The sequence below is a fragment of the Bacillus nitratireducens genome (assembly GCF_036320425.1).
GTDB lineage: Bacteria > Bacillota > Bacilli > Bacillales > Bacillaceae_G > Bacillus_A > Bacillus_A nitratireducens.
The window spans coordinates 1-15,419 of sequence record NZ_JAUMJO010000014.1 but is presented as its reverse complement, the minus strand read 5'-3'; the positions used below and the strand labels follow the sequence as shown (position 1 = coordinate 15,419).

At 35.0% G+C, this 15,419-nt stretch carries 13 protein-coding genes and 2 pseudogenes; 5 read left to right on the top strand and 10 right to left on the bottom strand.

What is annotated here, in order from left to right:
* Positions 1-75 precede the first annotated feature (75 nt).
* A complete protein-coding gene (locus Q3V31_RS28580) occupies positions 76-762 on the bottom strand; it encodes an IS6 family transposase (RefSeq protein WP_329767570.1) in 687 nt (228 codons plus the stop codon).
* 304 nt (positions 763-1,066) lie between these two features.
* Here Q3V31_RS28580 and tnpB point away from each other — a divergent pair, with 304 nt between their 5' ends.
* Positions 1,067-2,188 carry an IS200/IS605 family element RNA-guided endonuclease TnpB gene (gene tnpB, locus Q3V31_RS28575; RefSeq protein ID WP_329767569.1) on the top strand — a complete coding sequence of 374 codons (1,122 nt, stop codon included), beginning with the start codon at positions 1,067-1,069 and terminating at the stop codon, positions 2,186-2,188.
* A 159-nt stretch (positions 2,189-2,347) separates the two neighbouring features.
* Here tnpB and Q3V31_RS28570 read toward each other — a convergent pair whose 3' ends face one another.
* The 3 genes from Q3V31_RS28570 to Q3V31_RS28560 are packed head-to-tail and all read right to left on the bottom strand — an operon-like array spanning position 2,348 to position 6,039.
* Positions 2,348-3,028: a DUF1266 domain-containing protein gene (locus Q3V31_RS28570; RefSeq protein ID WP_001144787.1), complete on the bottom strand. Its 681-nt coding sequence runs from the start codon at positions 3,026-3,028 to the stop codon at positions 2,348-2,350.
* A 12-nt stretch (positions 3,029-3,040) separates the two neighbouring features.
* Positions 3,041-4,339 carry a tetratricopeptide repeat protein gene (locus Q3V31_RS28565; RefSeq protein WP_097872455.1) on the bottom strand — a complete coding sequence of 433 codons (1,299 nt, stop codon included), beginning with the start codon at positions 4,337-4,339 and terminating at the stop codon, positions 3,041-3,043.
* The gene (locus tag Q3V31_RS28560) at positions 4,336-6,039 is read right to left on the bottom strand and encodes a molecular chaperone HscC (RefSeq protein WP_097872454.1); all 1,704 of its coding nucleotides are present in this window, start codon (positions 6,037-6,039) and stop codon (positions 4,336-4,338) included. The genes Q3V31_RS28565 and Q3V31_RS28560 overlap by 4 nt, the downstream gene beginning before the upstream one ends.
* 967 nt (positions 6,040-7,006) lie before the next feature.
* Here Q3V31_RS28560 and Q3V31_RS28555 point away from each other — a divergent pair.
* A complete protein-coding gene (locus Q3V31_RS28555; RefSeq protein WP_000179441.1) occupies positions 7,007-7,492 on the top strand; it encodes an NUDIX domain-containing protein in 486 nt (161 codons plus the stop codon).
* A 362-nt stretch (positions 7,493-7,854) separates the two neighbouring features.
* On the opposite strand, the pseudogene Q3V31_RS28550 reads toward Q3V31_RS28555, so the two are convergent.
* The 4 genes and pseudogenes from Q3V31_RS28550 to Q3V31_RS28535 form a co-directional block, all read right to left on the bottom strand.
* Positions 7,855-7,953 (bottom strand): annotated as a pseudogene (locus tag Q3V31_RS28550) (histidine kinase dimerization/phospho-acceptor domain-containing protein); the annotation flags it as partial.
* A 204-nt stretch (positions 7,954-8,157) separates the two neighbouring features.
* Positions 8,158-9,261, bottom strand: coding sequence for a Ger(x)C family spore germination protein (locus Q3V31_RS28545; RefSeq protein ID WP_329767568.1), 1,104 nt, complete (start codon positions 9,259-9,261; stop codon positions 8,158-8,160).
* Positions 9,258-10,358 carry a GerAB/ArcD/ProY family transporter gene (locus Q3V31_RS28540; RefSeq protein WP_329767567.1) on the bottom strand — a complete coding sequence of 367 codons (1,101 nt, stop codon included), beginning with the start codon at positions 10,356-10,358 and terminating at the stop codon, positions 9,258-9,260. The genes Q3V31_RS28545 and Q3V31_RS28540 overlap by 4 nt, the downstream gene beginning before the upstream one ends.
* Positions 10,359-10,368: 10 nt before the next feature.
* A complete protein-coding gene (locus Q3V31_RS28535) occupies positions 10,369-11,898 on the bottom strand; it encodes a spore germination protein (protein ID WP_000483929.1) in 1,530 nt (509 codons plus the stop codon).
* A gap of 66 nt (positions 11,899-11,964) precedes the next feature.
* On the opposite strand from Q3V31_RS28535, the pseudogene Q3V31_RS28530 reads away from it, so the two are divergent.
* From Q3V31_RS28530 to Q3V31_RS28520, 3 genes and pseudogenes are all read left to right on the top strand, one after another.
* Positions 11,965-12,138 (top strand): annotated as a pseudogene (locus tag Q3V31_RS28530) (IS4 family transposase); the annotation flags it as partial.
* A gap of 218 nt (positions 12,139-12,356) precedes the next feature.
* Positions 12,357-12,776, top strand: a complete 420-nt coding sequence (locus tag Q3V31_RS28525) for a VOC family protein (protein ID WP_097872453.1) — start codon at positions 12,357-12,359, stop codon at positions 12,774-12,776.
* Between the two features lie 258 nt (positions 12,777-13,034).
* Positions 13,035-13,445 carry an SRPBCC family protein gene (locus Q3V31_RS28520; protein WP_000201380.1) on the top strand — a complete coding sequence of 137 codons (411 nt, stop codon included), beginning with the start codon at positions 13,035-13,037 and terminating at the stop codon, positions 13,443-13,445.
* A 946-nt stretch (positions 13,446-14,391) separates the two neighbouring features.
* Here the strand turns inward: Q3V31_RS28520 and Q3V31_RS28515 are convergent.
* Both Q3V31_RS28515 and Q3V31_RS28510 read right to left on the bottom strand, forming a co-directional pair.
* Positions 14,392-14,832, bottom strand: coding sequence for a DUF2269 family protein (locus Q3V31_RS28515; protein WP_002094774.1), 441 nt, complete (start codon positions 14,830-14,832; stop codon positions 14,392-14,394).
* Between the two features lie 18 nt (positions 14,833-14,850).
* On the bottom strand, positions 14,851-15,201 hold the full coding sequence (locus Q3V31_RS28510; protein ID WP_000013333.1) for an ASCH domain-containing protein: 351 nt from the start codon (positions 15,199-15,201) through the stop codon (positions 14,851-14,853).
* Positions 15,202-15,419: the final 218 nt, after the last annotated feature.

The window sequence follows — 15,419 nt, the reverse complement described above, 5'->3', positions numbered from 1 at the left end:
TATTAACCTAAGATAAATTGGTTCTGTTGTAAAGTTAGAAAAAATATAGAGAGGTCTACAGATTGGAAATAGACTTTAAGCAATCGCTACTAATTGCTGTAGCTCTTTGTACACTGAAAAGACGGAGTCTGATTCAAGACTTCGTCTTTGTTTATATATGGCTTGAATCGTTTCAATCCCTTTTATGGTTCGTGAAGCATGACGAAGATTTCGAAATCCTGCGGATTTGGCAAAACGTCTCTTTACATGCCTATGATCCTGTTCAATCAGGTTATTGAGATATTTAAAGGTACAATGTTTTGTACGTACATAAAAGCTGTTCTTCTTCAGTTTTTTAAACGCATAAAGCAAGGCCGGAGCTTTGTCTGTAGTGAGAACTGTTGGTTCTCCAAAATGTTTTACTAATCTTTTCATAAAGGCATAGGCAGCCTGATGATCCCGTTTTTTAAGAAGTTGAATATCTAACGTGTTTCCATCTTTATCAATTGCACGATAGAGATAATGCCATTCTCCCTTAACTTTGATATACGTCTCATCCAAATGCCAAGATAAGCGTGCAGATTTATTTTTTACTTTCCAAATTTGATAGATGAGATTTCCATATTCATGAGCCCATCGCATGATGGTTGTTGGATGAACTGAAATACCACGTTCTTTCAGGATTTCAGATACATCGCGATAACTTAAAGAAAAACGGCAGTAGTAGCCGACAGCTACTAAAATGATATCTCTCTTGAATTGTTTTCCTTTAAAGTACCTCATGTCTGATTCTCCTATATCCTATTTTCTAGAGTGTAGCTTCATGTAGGAAACTTTGCAACAGAACCCCTTGTTCTTTTAATCAATGTAATCTCTTCTTCCTGCAAGAATCAGTTTTTTATCATTTTAGCCAAGAAGACTCCTTCCTCAAGGAACGCGAAGTGAGTAGGTGGGAGATGAATTGGCTTCGGACAAGGGATGGCAGGAAGCCATCTTAATTGTTCGACATACATAAACTGTTACTTCACTACCTATCGAATGTATGTTTGTTGTATAATAGACACATATCGAAATGGAGGTGAAACGAATGATGATCAATAAAGCATATAAATTTCGTATCTATCCAAATAAAGCACAAGCGATCCTAATCAATAAAACGATTGGCTGTTCTCGTTTTGTATTCAATCAATTCCTATCTCTATGGGATCATGCATACAAAGAAACAGGAAAAGGTTTGACATATGGTACATGCTCTGCCAAACTTCCTGCCATGAAGAAAGAGTTTGTTTGGCTAAAAGAAGTGGATAGTATTGCGATTCAGTCGTCTGTTCGCAACCTTGCGGATGCTTATACACGCCTTTTCAAAAAACAAAACAATGCCCCGCGTTTCAAATCTAAGAAGAACAACGTACAATCTTATACCACAAAACAAACAAATGAAAACATTGCCGTTATAGGAAATAAAATGAAATTGCCTAAACTAGGTCTTGTTCGATTTGCCAAAAGTCGTGAAGTAAAGGGACGTATTTTAAATGCTACAGTTAGACGGAACCCTTCTGGCAGATACTTTGTGTCATTGTTAGTTGAAACAGAAGTGCAAGAACTTCCGAAAACAAATTCTTACATTGGAATGGATGTGGGGCTAAAAGATTTCGCCATTTTGTCAGATGGAACAACCTATAAAAATCCGAAGTTTTTTCGATCATTAGAAGAGAAGTTGGCAAAAGTACAACGTGTTCTTTCTAGAAGAATGAAAGGATCTTCTCGCTGGAATAAACAACGAGTAAAAGTAGCTAGAATTCATGAATACATGACGAATGCTAGAAAAGATTACTTGGACAAAGTCTCAACTGAAATCATCAAAAACCACGATGTTATTGGTATAGAGGATTTGCAAGTATCTAATATGTTACAGAATCATAAGTTAGCAAAAGCAATTAGTGAGGTATCATGGTCACAGTTTCGAAATATGTTGGAATATAAGGCAAAATGGTACGGCAAACAAGTCATTGTCGTATCGAAAACATTTGCTTCAAGCCAATTATGTTCTTGTTGTGGATATCAAAACAAAGACGTTAAAAATCTAAACCTACGTAAATGGGACTGTCCTTCTTGTCGTACACACCATGATAGGGATATTAACGCAAGTATCACTCTAAAGAATGAAGCGATAAGGCCTCTAACCGCAAGGACTGCGGGGTTAGCCTAATAAATTAGAGTTCGATAGAACCCTTTACTTAGGAATCCCCCTCTTCTAAACGAAGTGAAAGTGGGGGTAGTTCAACAAATACCTTATATGTAAATAAAATCCCAGGAAATCATAGTTCCTAGGATTTGTTATCAATTTGGTTAAGAAGCATAGCATGATTTAACTTAAATCTTTAAGTAGATTATTTTCCCATGGAACAACACTCAATAGAGTTTTTTTATAATCAAACAAGTGCGATACGTAATTAATATTATACTTATCTTTATTTATGAATTCTATATCATTTGCGTTAAAGTGGCTGCCGATACGAAAGGCGTTAAAATACTCGTGCCAATCTGAATAAGAATGTTGTGAAAGTCGTGCAGCCTGTATCATAAAGTTCTTTGCTTCCTGTTTTGATAAATAACCGAGTCTTCTACCGACCCGACATAAACAGATACACCATGCATAATCAAACGCTGCAATTCCGGAATCCGTCAAAATATGTAATCCGTAATTAGCAATATAAAGTTTTTCATAGTCAGGATGGTCTTTCGATAATTGCTTTCGTGCTGCCTCGGAAAGAGGGGTCAATTGATGGCGTATACGATTAAATTCCTGCCGTGTTCCTTCTTCTAAAAACCAAATGATTTTCTCTTTTAACTCCTTTGAATTTTCAATCTTCCATGTCCATAACACGTTCTTCAAAAAACGTTTCCCAATAAAGCGGTCTCTGATAAGGGTGAATTCATATCGGGTAAAGTAGTTTGTAAGATAAAAACAATTCAAAGAAACGGAAGACAGACAGCGGAAATATAGTTCGAGCTGTTTCTCTCGTTTTCTTTTATATAAAACAGGCATTCTGTCTCCTCCTTATGCTAATGTTTTAAGCCTAACGAATTTCCATGCTTCCCAAATAAGTGGGAGTAGGAGAAGTAATGCATATTTAGATGGTAGTGGGGTCAAAACAATAAGAATCATAAAGATCAAATAAACCCAGGTGCGGCTAATAAATAGAAATAAAAGGTATAGCGCATAGCCAATAATAAACTTCGTATTTATTTCTTGTTTATGTCTCTTCTCTGGAGTTTCAGTGTGAATTCGAACACTGTATGAAAAAAATTCTGCACGCTCTGGATAAGGTTTTACCACATCCAACACCCTAGTGGTTGCAGTTTCTATATCACCTGATTCGAACGAATACTTCACTATTAAGAACTGTGCGTCCATATGCTCCGGCTCAATCGAAAGTAGATGCTCACAGTCCTTGATAGCATCTGCAAATTGCCCGCGGTCATAGTAAACCTGGGCCCGATAAAGTAAACCGTCTGGGTCATCCGGGCAAATGACAAGTATGTCATTGAATGATTGTAACGCACGTTCTTTACTTTCTATGCGCAAATAATAAATGCCCTGCATGCGTAAAAGTTCCGGATCTTCTTGATAAAGCTCGTATGCAAAATCGAGTGCACTTTTTGCCGCTTCTAAGTTATTATTCATAAGTGTGAGCTGGACTTCTTCACGTAAATGAAAATACGCTTCAAAATCTAAATCATCACTTTTCTTGAAAATATCATAACGCATTTCCTTCTCGCCACTCATTCTCTCTAGCAAAAATTGTACCGTTTCTTCACCGTATTCAAACTCTAACTCCTTTTTTTGCTCACTAAAGCGAAATACTTTGTCGAGAAGTTCCCAAATCGAGCGGGGGAAATGGTAATGATATTGTAAAAATTCTATTAATCTATCTTGAATCACTGCTGCATGTTCTACGTCCCATATCACATCGGAACTTAATAAGTCTTCCCAATTTTTCGGTTCGATTCGTGCAAAGAAATCGTTATACAGCGTCTCGATTTTTTCCGTAAATGCGTGAACGGGATGTTCTGAAACGAGAGTAGCGGTAAGTTCAGCATCACGGTCCATCCATGTAGGAGATACAGGATAGATATAGGAATATCCTTCGTTTTCATCTGTTTTTTCTAGTTGAGAGGGAGGTACGGTCTTCATTTGTTTTGCGCTTTTTATCGCTTTATCAAATGCTTCTCTCAGCCTCTGATATCCTTCAGGATCGTCTTCGGGATGATAGATCTTTAGAAGTTTTGCATAAGCCTTTTTAATAGCTGCAATATTATCGGTAGGCTCAATTTCTAACGTTTCCCAAATGCTCATGAATGACTGACCCACCTTTCAATATTCTCTAAATGCTCTTTTAATATATGAGCAGCTTCTTTCACTTTTTTATCGTTTTGCGTTGTGAGCGCATTTTCAAATTGCTGTAACAAGATAGCAACTTTCTGGCGTTCGTCACCGAGTAATTCTTCATAGAGCCGTTCGCCTTTTGCGAGCAGCAATCGGTTTTCGGACCGGTCTCGTGGATGAATTTTAATTTCCTTCAATTCTAGTAGTCTAGCTTCAATTTCTTTTTCTGTAAGATTTCCGGCATTTTGTTGGATAATTGCTCTTTTTTTCTCTCCAGTCGTTGTACTTATTACCTCGACTTCGAGAATGCCATTTATGTCATATGTATAACGAATGTCAATCGCCTCTTGTCCAGCAGGAGCAGGAGGGACTTTAATTTTAAGTTCGCCAAGTTTTAAGTTATTTTTAACCAAGCGGTTTTCTCCTTGATAAACATCGACAAGTATGGAGTGTTGTCTATTATTGACAGTATAAAGTCGTTCCACTCGACTTACGGGAATCGGTGTATTTCGTTCAATAATCGGGAAGAAGTATCCGGATTCTTGTTGTCCGTTTCCTAACGCTTGAACAACACTAGTTCCTAACGTATATGGACAAACATCGGTTAAGATAACTTCTTCTAGTGCTTTGTTTCGTTCTTTTAAAGCAACTTGAATCGCAGCACCTAAAGCAACCGTTTCATCAGGATTAATATTCGCATGAGGCATGCGTCCAAACATTTTAGAAATGACGGATTTGATAAGCGGCATCCTTGTCGCCCCGCCAATTAGAATGACAGCATCTAAATCCTTAGGGTTTAACGACGCATCACGAAGCGCGCGTTCAATTGGATAGCGAAGCCGTAAGAGGAGCGGGGTTACTAATTTTTCAAATTCACTTCTGTTAATACGAGTTTCATACGTCTCATTATGAATAACGACTTTCATAATCGCGGCAGGCTCATTACATAATGTAAGTTTGCAACGTTCTGCTTGTGCATAAATTAAAGATAGTGTTTTTGAGTCAAGGGAATCGGAATCGAGTTGGTGTGACTCTAAGAAAAAGGCCATGAGACTGTTTGTGAAGTCTTCGCCTCCAAGATAATTATCGCCGGCGATCGATTTAACATCCATCACTCCTTCAAATAATTCCAAAATGGACACGTCAAATGTTCCGCCGCCTAAATCAAATACAAGAAATTTTGTCTCTGCCGCTTCCTGATACAGTCCGTAAGCGATAGCAGCTGCCGTTGGCTCACTAATGAGACGTTCAACTTTTAATCCAGCAATTTCAGCAGCTCGTTTTGTCGCTTTGCGCTGAGCATCGTTGAAATAAGCAGGTACGCTAATGACAGCACCAGTAACCGCTTCGTTTAAATAAGCTTCTGCATCTTGTTTTAAAGATTGAATGATAAAAGATGAAAGTTCTTCTGAAGAAAATGTATACATGCCTAACTCGTATTTTTTCTCTGTTCCTATAAATCGCTTAAACGTTGATGCTGTAACGTGCGGATGGGTAATCATCCGTTCTTTGGCGATGCGTCCGACTAAAACTTCACCGCTCTCATCAACGCTGATGACAGATGGTGTAAGATATTCGCCAAATGCATTTGGGATAAGGGCTGCACCATGATCCGTCCAATAGGCTACTAAACTATTCGTTGTTCCTAGGTCAATTCCAATCGTTACCATAATAATCTCCTCTCGTTTTTTCTCCATCATACTATATGTTATTATAATAATATATAGTATGATGGAGAAAAATGGAATCGTAGGGTTTTATTCCTTGAAGGTAAGGGAGAGAAGCAGATAGTTTAGTAGTATTGAGCTTGCTATAAGTAAAGAGGTATAAATTTATTGGAATGTTTTTATAAACATGGTGAAATTTTATGTAAAGGGTGGTAAAGAGGTCAGATGATAATTGGAATTATATGTTTGATTTTAGGAATAGCGTTAATTTGGATGAGTGGAGGGGGACTTTTATTATTGGTGCCTGGCATTCTGTTTACAGTGGCGGGCGGTGTTATATGTGTGATTTTTAGACGGTTAGAAAAAGAGAGAAGAAGATTAAGTAAGAATGGTTAGAAGTTACATATTGTATAGTTTGTACTTACATAATTAGGCGGAAGCATCAAGTATAAAACATCTCTTATATTTTATAAATTATAAAAAAGAACCTATTAATTTTAAAGATATTTAAATATTAGGAGTAAAGATAGTAAGGATAGAAAGTTCCTACTATCTTTTTTTATCTTCAAGTATAAATTTAAAGTATATGGTGATAATGGATAATTTACGATATTTTTAAAATGTATATTCTTTATGATGTTGGAGGAGGATGTAGCCTCAGTACGAGGACCTTGACTTTAAGTGTATTTAAAGGAGTTAGTACCTAAATGACAATATCCCATAAGGAAAAAGTAATAAAGGACAAATGACGTTAGGTTGTATCCATTAGAGAATGACAAACAGATAATGGGACAATATATTATCTTATGGATGAAAACTTGTATTTTATACCATTGGTAAAAGAATATCTCGATACGATACAAGTTAGAGGCGAACGAGAATTATCTCCTAATATGATAAGAATATATTGCTACAGCTTATGGTATTTCATTGTGTAATAGAGAGGATGGTATTATTGGAAGTCCGACAAATGGCAACTGCATTCCTAATTCATCAAGGAAGTGTATTAATGATGAAAAAGGAAAAAAGTAAAATCTTTAATTTTGAATTTTGGGGTGGAATTGGAGGTCATATGGAATCCAATGAAATTAATTCACCAATGGTGGCTAGTTACAGGGAGATTGAAGAAGAGACGGGATTTAAAAAAGACGAAATCAAAAACTTTAGGCTTAAATATATTCTGCTTGAAAAAAATAGTGGAGAAATACGTCAACAATATGTTTACATCGGAGAAACTAAGCATATGAACTTTATTCCATCTGACGAAGGAGAATTATTTTGGGTTCCTAAGAATGAAATATTAGATTTGTATACCTCAAAAATTATCAATTTAACTATTGAACACTATTTGAATAATAAAAATAGTGATGACATTTTTGTTGGAGCGATGATGACTAACAATGAATCTAAATCTGAAATACAATGGTCAGCCATCAAAGAGACTGTGGGTTTTTAGTTGTTTATGATCTTAACAGTGAATTGAAACTTCAACTAAAGGGTGCGTTAGTTAAAAAAAGGAGTAAAAAAAACCTGTATCAATGATTACTCGGTAATCATTGATACAGGTTTTATATTTAGGTAATTAATTGTTCTTATATATATTTAATACATAGGGGTTCTTTTTTGAGTTATTTGTCAACTAGGGTTAGCGCTAAATAAATTTTTACGGGTAGTACTATAACCGTATAATAGGGGTCACAACAAATGCCCATCAACTTAAAAAATATATAAAACTCCAAAACAAGAATTTTATATATTTTCAATTTGAAGATATCAATTTTCGCGTTTTTAGGTATTTGTTTACCTTATCATGATGAATAAGATCAACATAGCCACTATAGATGTTAATGGTATTCGTAAGTCATGCGATACATTTGAGATGAGTTCACTTTTTGTTTGTTCAGTCTGACGCTCTTTTTTATACCATTTGAAACCCAACATAGAACGTTTGCGTTTCTTATACCCAGCGACGATGAGCTTATACGCTAAACCACCTTCAACAAAATTACGTTAAGGAATCGACTTTTTTATCTTGTGGAAGAATGTATTTCTTAACTTAATAGCGATGTGATGCTCTCCTTATAGGAAATGTCTCAAAAAAATTATTACTCGGGGCCCTTGCTACTTGATTGTTCCCATTCCACCAATTTTAACATGTACTTTAACGTTAACATCGGCCTTTGCTAATGATTTCCCCCATTGATTTTGTACTCTTTTCCAATCCTGATATGTATAAGCTCGTGCATACACACCCAATCCTATAGGGTCAATTTCTGCTTTTTGTATTTTCTTTATTAAACGTTCTAAATCACTTTTCAACTGCTTTTCAATGCTTTTTTCTAATCTTTCCCCATTCTTTCTAACATTAAAAGGAAACAGTCGTTCTGAAATTAAAATTCTCATATGTACATTTGTATTAAAAATAAAATGATTTTTGTATTGTACACTTGTTTTTACTTTGGTACCTTGAGCACTAAAGCTTAGCCAATTTTTTTCTTTGCTTTCAGATTGTAGCGGAACGGCAATAGTAAATGGATATTCTCCCTTTATGTTATTCTGTAAGATGCTTAATAATAAATTTTCTTTTGGTGTAATAGTTAACTTATATCTATTTTTTTCATCAAGTAATGCTGAACCTGTCAACTTAATATTGTTATTCTTTTTAAGTGCGCTTACACTCGCTGTCATTCCTTTTTCTTTTGTTTGGTTATGAAAATCTTGAAGAGTCGTTTTTACAGTAATATTTCTTCTATGTCCAGTCTCAATTAATTTTGTCAAATATATAGGGAGACGTGGTTTATTCTTGGGAGCATAATAAATTATGTCTGAAACAGGTCCATCCACAGCAACAATTCTTGTAGTAACCGTGTTTTTGGGATCTCGATAAAAAGGATCTAAATAGTCCACCCACTTCTTTTCTTTTAAAAGTCGCTTACCAATCAAAATAAGTTGTGTCTTACTTCCCGATGTCAAAGCCATAACCATAGTATCAAATTTTTCACGAGAGTCTCGTACTGTAACAGATTTCACACCATATTGTTCCTCTTTAATCTTGGCTTCTTTATTGAAAACAGGACTAGATAAGTATACTTTCAAATTATCATTATCGTCCAAATCTAAACCCAGTATAAGCGTGAGTGTAACATCTTCTACATTCATTTGGTCTAAACACCCAGTGAGCAATAGTAGCGGAATTAAAACACTGCATAATATTTTCTGCTTCAATGTGCTTCCCTCCGAAAGTATTTATTGTGGATTAAGTTATATATCCATAAAAATACAGGGAATAAGAAAGCTAATACAAGTCCAGCTTTCGATGTAAGGTTTTGAAATAGTTCAGATTCATTCCATGAGGGATGGATCCAAAACGTTACTATAATTACTGCCAATAAAAAAATAGCTACATGAAAAGTATGATCTTGTTTCCCCATTAGTTGACTAGAACAAAATGCAGCACCGTATACACAAGGAATCCATGCAGTAGAAACGACAATTAAGTAAATAGCCAATAAAATCATATCAAACCGTTCCAAAAAACGAAATTCAATAACTTTAAGCAGGTTTAGTACGGGTTGATTAAACTCTAAAATTGCATCTGGACTGAAGTATAAAAAGCAAACAACTACAGTGAATAAATAAAATACAAATGTTAAGGTGTTTGCTATAATAATGCCTTGCGTTGCATATTGTTTTTTTTGCAAAAATGGATAAAGAAAAAATGCAATTTCAAATCCTATAAAGGAAAAGATAGTAGTTGGAACAGCCGAAAAAATAGGTTTCCAACCCGCTTTAAGTATTGGAAGAAAGTGTAACCAATTGCTCTCTTTTAAGGGGATCAAGAAAAAAATTGGAATCCACATTGTCATATAAAAACATAATTCGCAGTATCGACCTATTATACGAACACCATTACGTGCAACTAAAAAGGTTGGAATAGAGAACAGAAACAAAATAATATAATCTGGTGTTTTGGGAAGAAGCCAGCCCTTAATATAAAGCATGCCATTAATTAAAACTGCCCATGCGTAAAAAGCAAAATAAATCATGTAAAGAATAATTAACATGGAACCAATAATTTTCCCAAATAATCGAATAAGAATTTCATATAAGGTATCATTTGGATAGTGTTTGGCTGTTTGAATAAGAAAAATACTGGCGGTCATGGAGAAAAACCAACCAATAAATAGTGCTATCCAGCTATCCGTTCCAGCTTTTTCTGCAAGTACCCTAGGAAGGGATAAAATTCCAGTTTCTATTTGTGAGGCATTAATTATAAAAATATATTGCATGACAGTGATGTCATTAAATGCATATTTCTTCATATTTTCACCCTTAATCAGGATTATTTTCTTTTTGATTCTTCGTAATATTTTTAGATTTTTTCTTCATTGACCATAAAGGAAAGCGAACTAACGTATCCTTCATACCTGATATTCGAAAAGGTGACAAAGGACTACCATAAGGAGTACCTAAAGACTCTAAACTTATAAGATGTGCAATTATAGTCATCCAGCCAATAATAATTCCTACAATTCCAAATAAAGCAGCTAATAACATCATAGGAAAACGCAATAATCTTATTGCCAAACCCATTTCAAAATTAGGAATAATAGAAGAAGCTATAGTTGTAACAGCAACAATAATAATCATGATATTACTCACAATCCCAGCTTGAACAGCAGCTTGTCCAATCACAATCCCTCCAACAATCCCTACGGTCTGGCTAATGGGAGTGGGTAAACGAAGAGCAGCCTCTCTCATCATTTCTAAGGTAATCTCCATAAGTAAAGCTTCTATCACCGGAAGAAACGGAACACGTTCTCTTGATTCTGCGATTGATAAGTAGAGCTGTACAGGGATAACTTCAAAATTAAATGAAATAAACGCCACATAAGTTGCTGGTAGCAATAAGGCAATAAAAAAACTCATAAAACGTAATAATCGAACAGAGGAAGATACTAACCAACGGGTATTGTAGTCATCTACCCCTTGAAAGAAGGAAATAAAATTTATAGGGGCAATTAAAACACTGGGACTTCGATCCACAACAATGGCGAATCTTCCCTGAAGGATGTGAGATACAGTTGAATCTGGCCTTTCGGTCAAGATAAACTGTGGAAAGGGTGAATATGGATTATCTTCAATAAATTCAATTATTTCACCAGTATTAATAATCGAGTCCACCTTAATAGTTTGAATTCTAGTTTCCAATTCCTTAAGTACATCTTGAGAAGCTACATCTCTTAAATATAAAATAGATACTTTGGTTTTCCCTCTACTTCCAATTAAAACCTCTTTTAATACTAATTCTCTATTAGGAATATATCTTCGTATTAAAGCTATATTCTGACTAGATGTTTCTACAAACCCTTGATGAGTCCCTTTTAGAGATATTTCATTTCTCGGTTCTGTTATATCTCTTTGTGGCCATCCTTTTGTATTTAGTTGATACCCCATGCTTTGACCGTGAATTAATAAAATACTATCTCCTTGAAAAATAGCATTTTCGACTTGATTCCAAGTATTAATCACTTCAATTTCTCCTATTGTTACAGGTAGACCATTACTAACATCAAACGGTTTATGCATCAAAGGGGGGAGTATATTATTATGAATAGATTGCTTATCTGTTAATCCTGATAAGTATATTAAAGCAGCTTCTGATTCATTTACTAGTTGAAATTGACGAATTACCAGATCAGGAGCTTGTTGAAAAAGTATTTGAAGATTATTAATGTTTTGGAATAAGTCACAGTTGATGTTTTGATTTACTACTTTTTCTTTCTGTATATTTGGAGTTCTATTGCCTTGATCATTTATAGAATAACGTCCTTGTTTTAAAAATTTAAAAATAGGAAACACAACATGGACTCCTCTCGAAAAGACTTTTCAATATTTTTATTGTGTATATTTTAAAAGGATTTATTCCACTATTTACTGCAGCAGCAATTTTATTCTTCTAGCAAGACTCAAACTTTGTATACAAACTATTTTCAGTGCATTCTTTTATTGGATTCTAAACATTTTCAGATTCCGGATAAATTTGCGTCTACATACCAAGGTCGAGGGGATAGTGGACAAAGTATCGGTGTAAAACTTCAATTTTTATGACGAAAAGAAAAAGAACATCTGAATAAAAGGTGGATTAAGGAACTATTGAGTGAAATAAAGTTATTCTGTTAAAGGGCCATTTAATGGAGCGAGTTTGTGAAACTAAAGAAACATCATAAAGAAAATTGTGGAATTTTCAAAGGCACTAGGTACATAAAAAGAGAACATATTTATTAATGCTATTTGAATTACTGAAAGGAGAGAGTAGGATGAAAGATAAATTATTGAGGATTGGAACTATTTATATTCCTGTTACCAATGTAGAACTTTCTTCAAAATGGTATGTAAACAAATTAGGTGCAGAGTTAAGCTATAAAGATGAAGACAAGGCTATTCTTAACTTTGCAAACCAAAGTTTTTTTCTGGTTAAATCCCAAGCAAATCAAAGCTTAAATTTTTACGATTTTTGTGATGAAGAGCGCTTCTCTTTAACATTTGAAGTTAATGGTTTAAATGCACTTGAATCAATCCATAGTGATTTTATTAAAAAAGAAATAAAAGTTGGAGAAATCGAGAACAGAGGACACACTGGAAAGAACTTTGTTTTTTGTGATTTAGATGGTAATAAATTTGATGTTTGGAGTGAATTAAGTCCCATCTTCAAAGAAAAATATCTAATATCGCAATAAGAGATTTTGATCATTCAATAAACAGTGGATTTTCAGGAATTAATATGATGAAAACTAGGTTAAATCATTATTCCGCAATCGGGCGCGATTGTTGAGCAAACACAGGTAGAAAAATGATTAAACTTTTTTATAAAAAATTATTCACTAGCAACAAATAACCCAAGCATTTTGATCAAACTTTATTACAAAACAATAACTTAAATAAAAAACACTTACATATTAATCAAAAATATAATAATGAGGAAGGAGGAGAAAGAAATGGCTACTATTCGTAAAGAAATCGTAATTGAAGCAAATGCTGATCAAGTATGGGACGCAGTGAGTGATATCGGTGCTGTACATCAACGGTTTGTACCAGGGTATACTTTGGATACCCAGTTAGACGGTAATGATAGAATTCTATATTTTCCACATGGAGGAGTAGTACGTGAACGGATTGTTTCGATTGATGCCGAAACATATCGGTTCTCTTATGCAGTCGTCGAAGGAAGTAATCCACCCTTAATTCATCATCATGCTTCTTTTCAAGTTTTTGCAAAGGATGAGAACGAAAGTATTCTCGTCTGGATCACTGATTTTCTACCAAATCATACAGAACCTGAAATGAGAATTCGCATTGATCGAGCATCTCAAGTAATAAAGCAGACCATTGAGAAGGAAGTAAAATAGTAAACTTAGAAAAATAATATTGAGCCATCATAGCTCAATCAATCCAGATTGTAAAATATTGTACTTAAAGTAACGGGTAGCGTTAGTTGAAGAAGAATTAAGTGATTTTAGGATTGAGATCATATTTTAGTTATTCAATTAAAGGGCGCAATTCTGTAGCAAGCATTGTGATCGATCGTTATCGTTATGTACTGGGCCACTATATTGAAGAAGAGCTGAAAAGCTGAAATAAGTGTAGCTTTTAATGAAGTTTGATAAAAAGTTTGAAGTTTTTTATAAACCCTTAATTAACAAGGGTTTATCCTCTATTTCTAATCGAACCTTATTAAAAAAAATAGATATTTATATGTGATAAACGTTGGAACTTTGTATATTAATACAAACAAAGCCGAGAAAACAAAAGCATATATAATTAAAAAAATATCACCCATATTTAATAAGAAGGGGTATTATGAAACAGTCTTCATAAGGAAGCTTTTTTTCTTATTTAGTCTGTGATTGTAGCTCTATCATTTCCATGTGAATTTCCACTGTATAATACTCTAGCAACTACATTGACTTACAATTGTATAGCAATGTTATGGCATTAAGCTCTCTGTACCTTGGTAGGGGTACGGAAACGATTCTTTTTATAAAAGATTAATTAGACCTAGAAGGCAAAGTAGATATAAGAAATGGATACTTCAGTATAACTGATTTATCTACGGGACAAAAAAGATATATTAAATAAATTGATCAAACCTTTTAAAAAAAATGAATGTGGGTAAAATGCCAAAAAGCTAAATTTTGATTAGACTTTTTTCAAAATTTAGCTCTTGTTTTTTGCTGAAAAAACAATACTTCACACAAGGTTTTGATCAAATTTTTTTAACACCTACACCTTGTTCCATGCCGCCTGGCGAATTCAAACGGCAATCACACAAAGCCGCTATTCACCCTAGATCTATCACCCCTGCCACAACGCAGGCTTTGTCACCATGAACCATAACATCGCCATTAAAAGAACAATGTAAATCCAAACAGAACGCCGTAACAATTGAATCAAGGTGTCCTTGTCTTGGCCCGTTTCGCTGAATTTCCGAATGGTCGGCGAAAAAGCGCGGGCCAGGAAAAATAATGAACTCGCCATGAGAATAAGGGTCATCACTATCCAAGGGGTCTTCCAAGTCCAAGGACCCGCCAGTACAAGCAGAACCCCGGATGCAACCAGCACATGCCCGGCATGCTTGGCCAGCCTGACCGAAAATCGAAATACATCCAGATAAGCCTGCTGTGTTCGGACCTCTGAAGCCCGCAATTTTTTGATGAGCGGGAGCAATACAAAAAACGGGCCGATGGATAAGATTACACTGAAAATATGTACATACAGAAGCAGTCGATACAACATGTCCATCCTTATATCACATTAACCTTTGATGGGACGGAACTCATGAACCCAAACTCTCATATTTGGCAGCCACGGCATGCCAGGGTGAAGAGAAAGGATAGATTGCTTATATTCCTCCACATTCACATAGCCTTCTTGACGGGCATGCTCATCAGTCAATTCGCCAAGTGACTGCGAATAGACATTCTCCACAACATACCGGTGACCTTGAAGTTCCATCACTTCCCCGACATCCGCATATCTCCCGTTGCGGCGAGTAGCCGTTTTCTGTCCTGCAAGCACTTTTTCAATGTCTTCCTGAATCGTGATGAGACGTTCAATCGTACATGTTTTTGGCGGTAAAGCGTTCGCTTCATTTTGGTTTGCCATCTGGGTCACTCTCCTTTTTTCATTTAAGCATAAGCCCACTTTATCATATAAAAAAATTATTCTATATAGCAAGTTTCTACTTAATGGGGTAGCACCACACATCCATCAACTTAAGGTATATTTTTATACAAAATGCGGTCTTTCCATATAGTTTTTTATTATCTTTTATAGATTTTATAAAAGTAGGCATATCAAATAAACCCTGACGGGCTTCAATT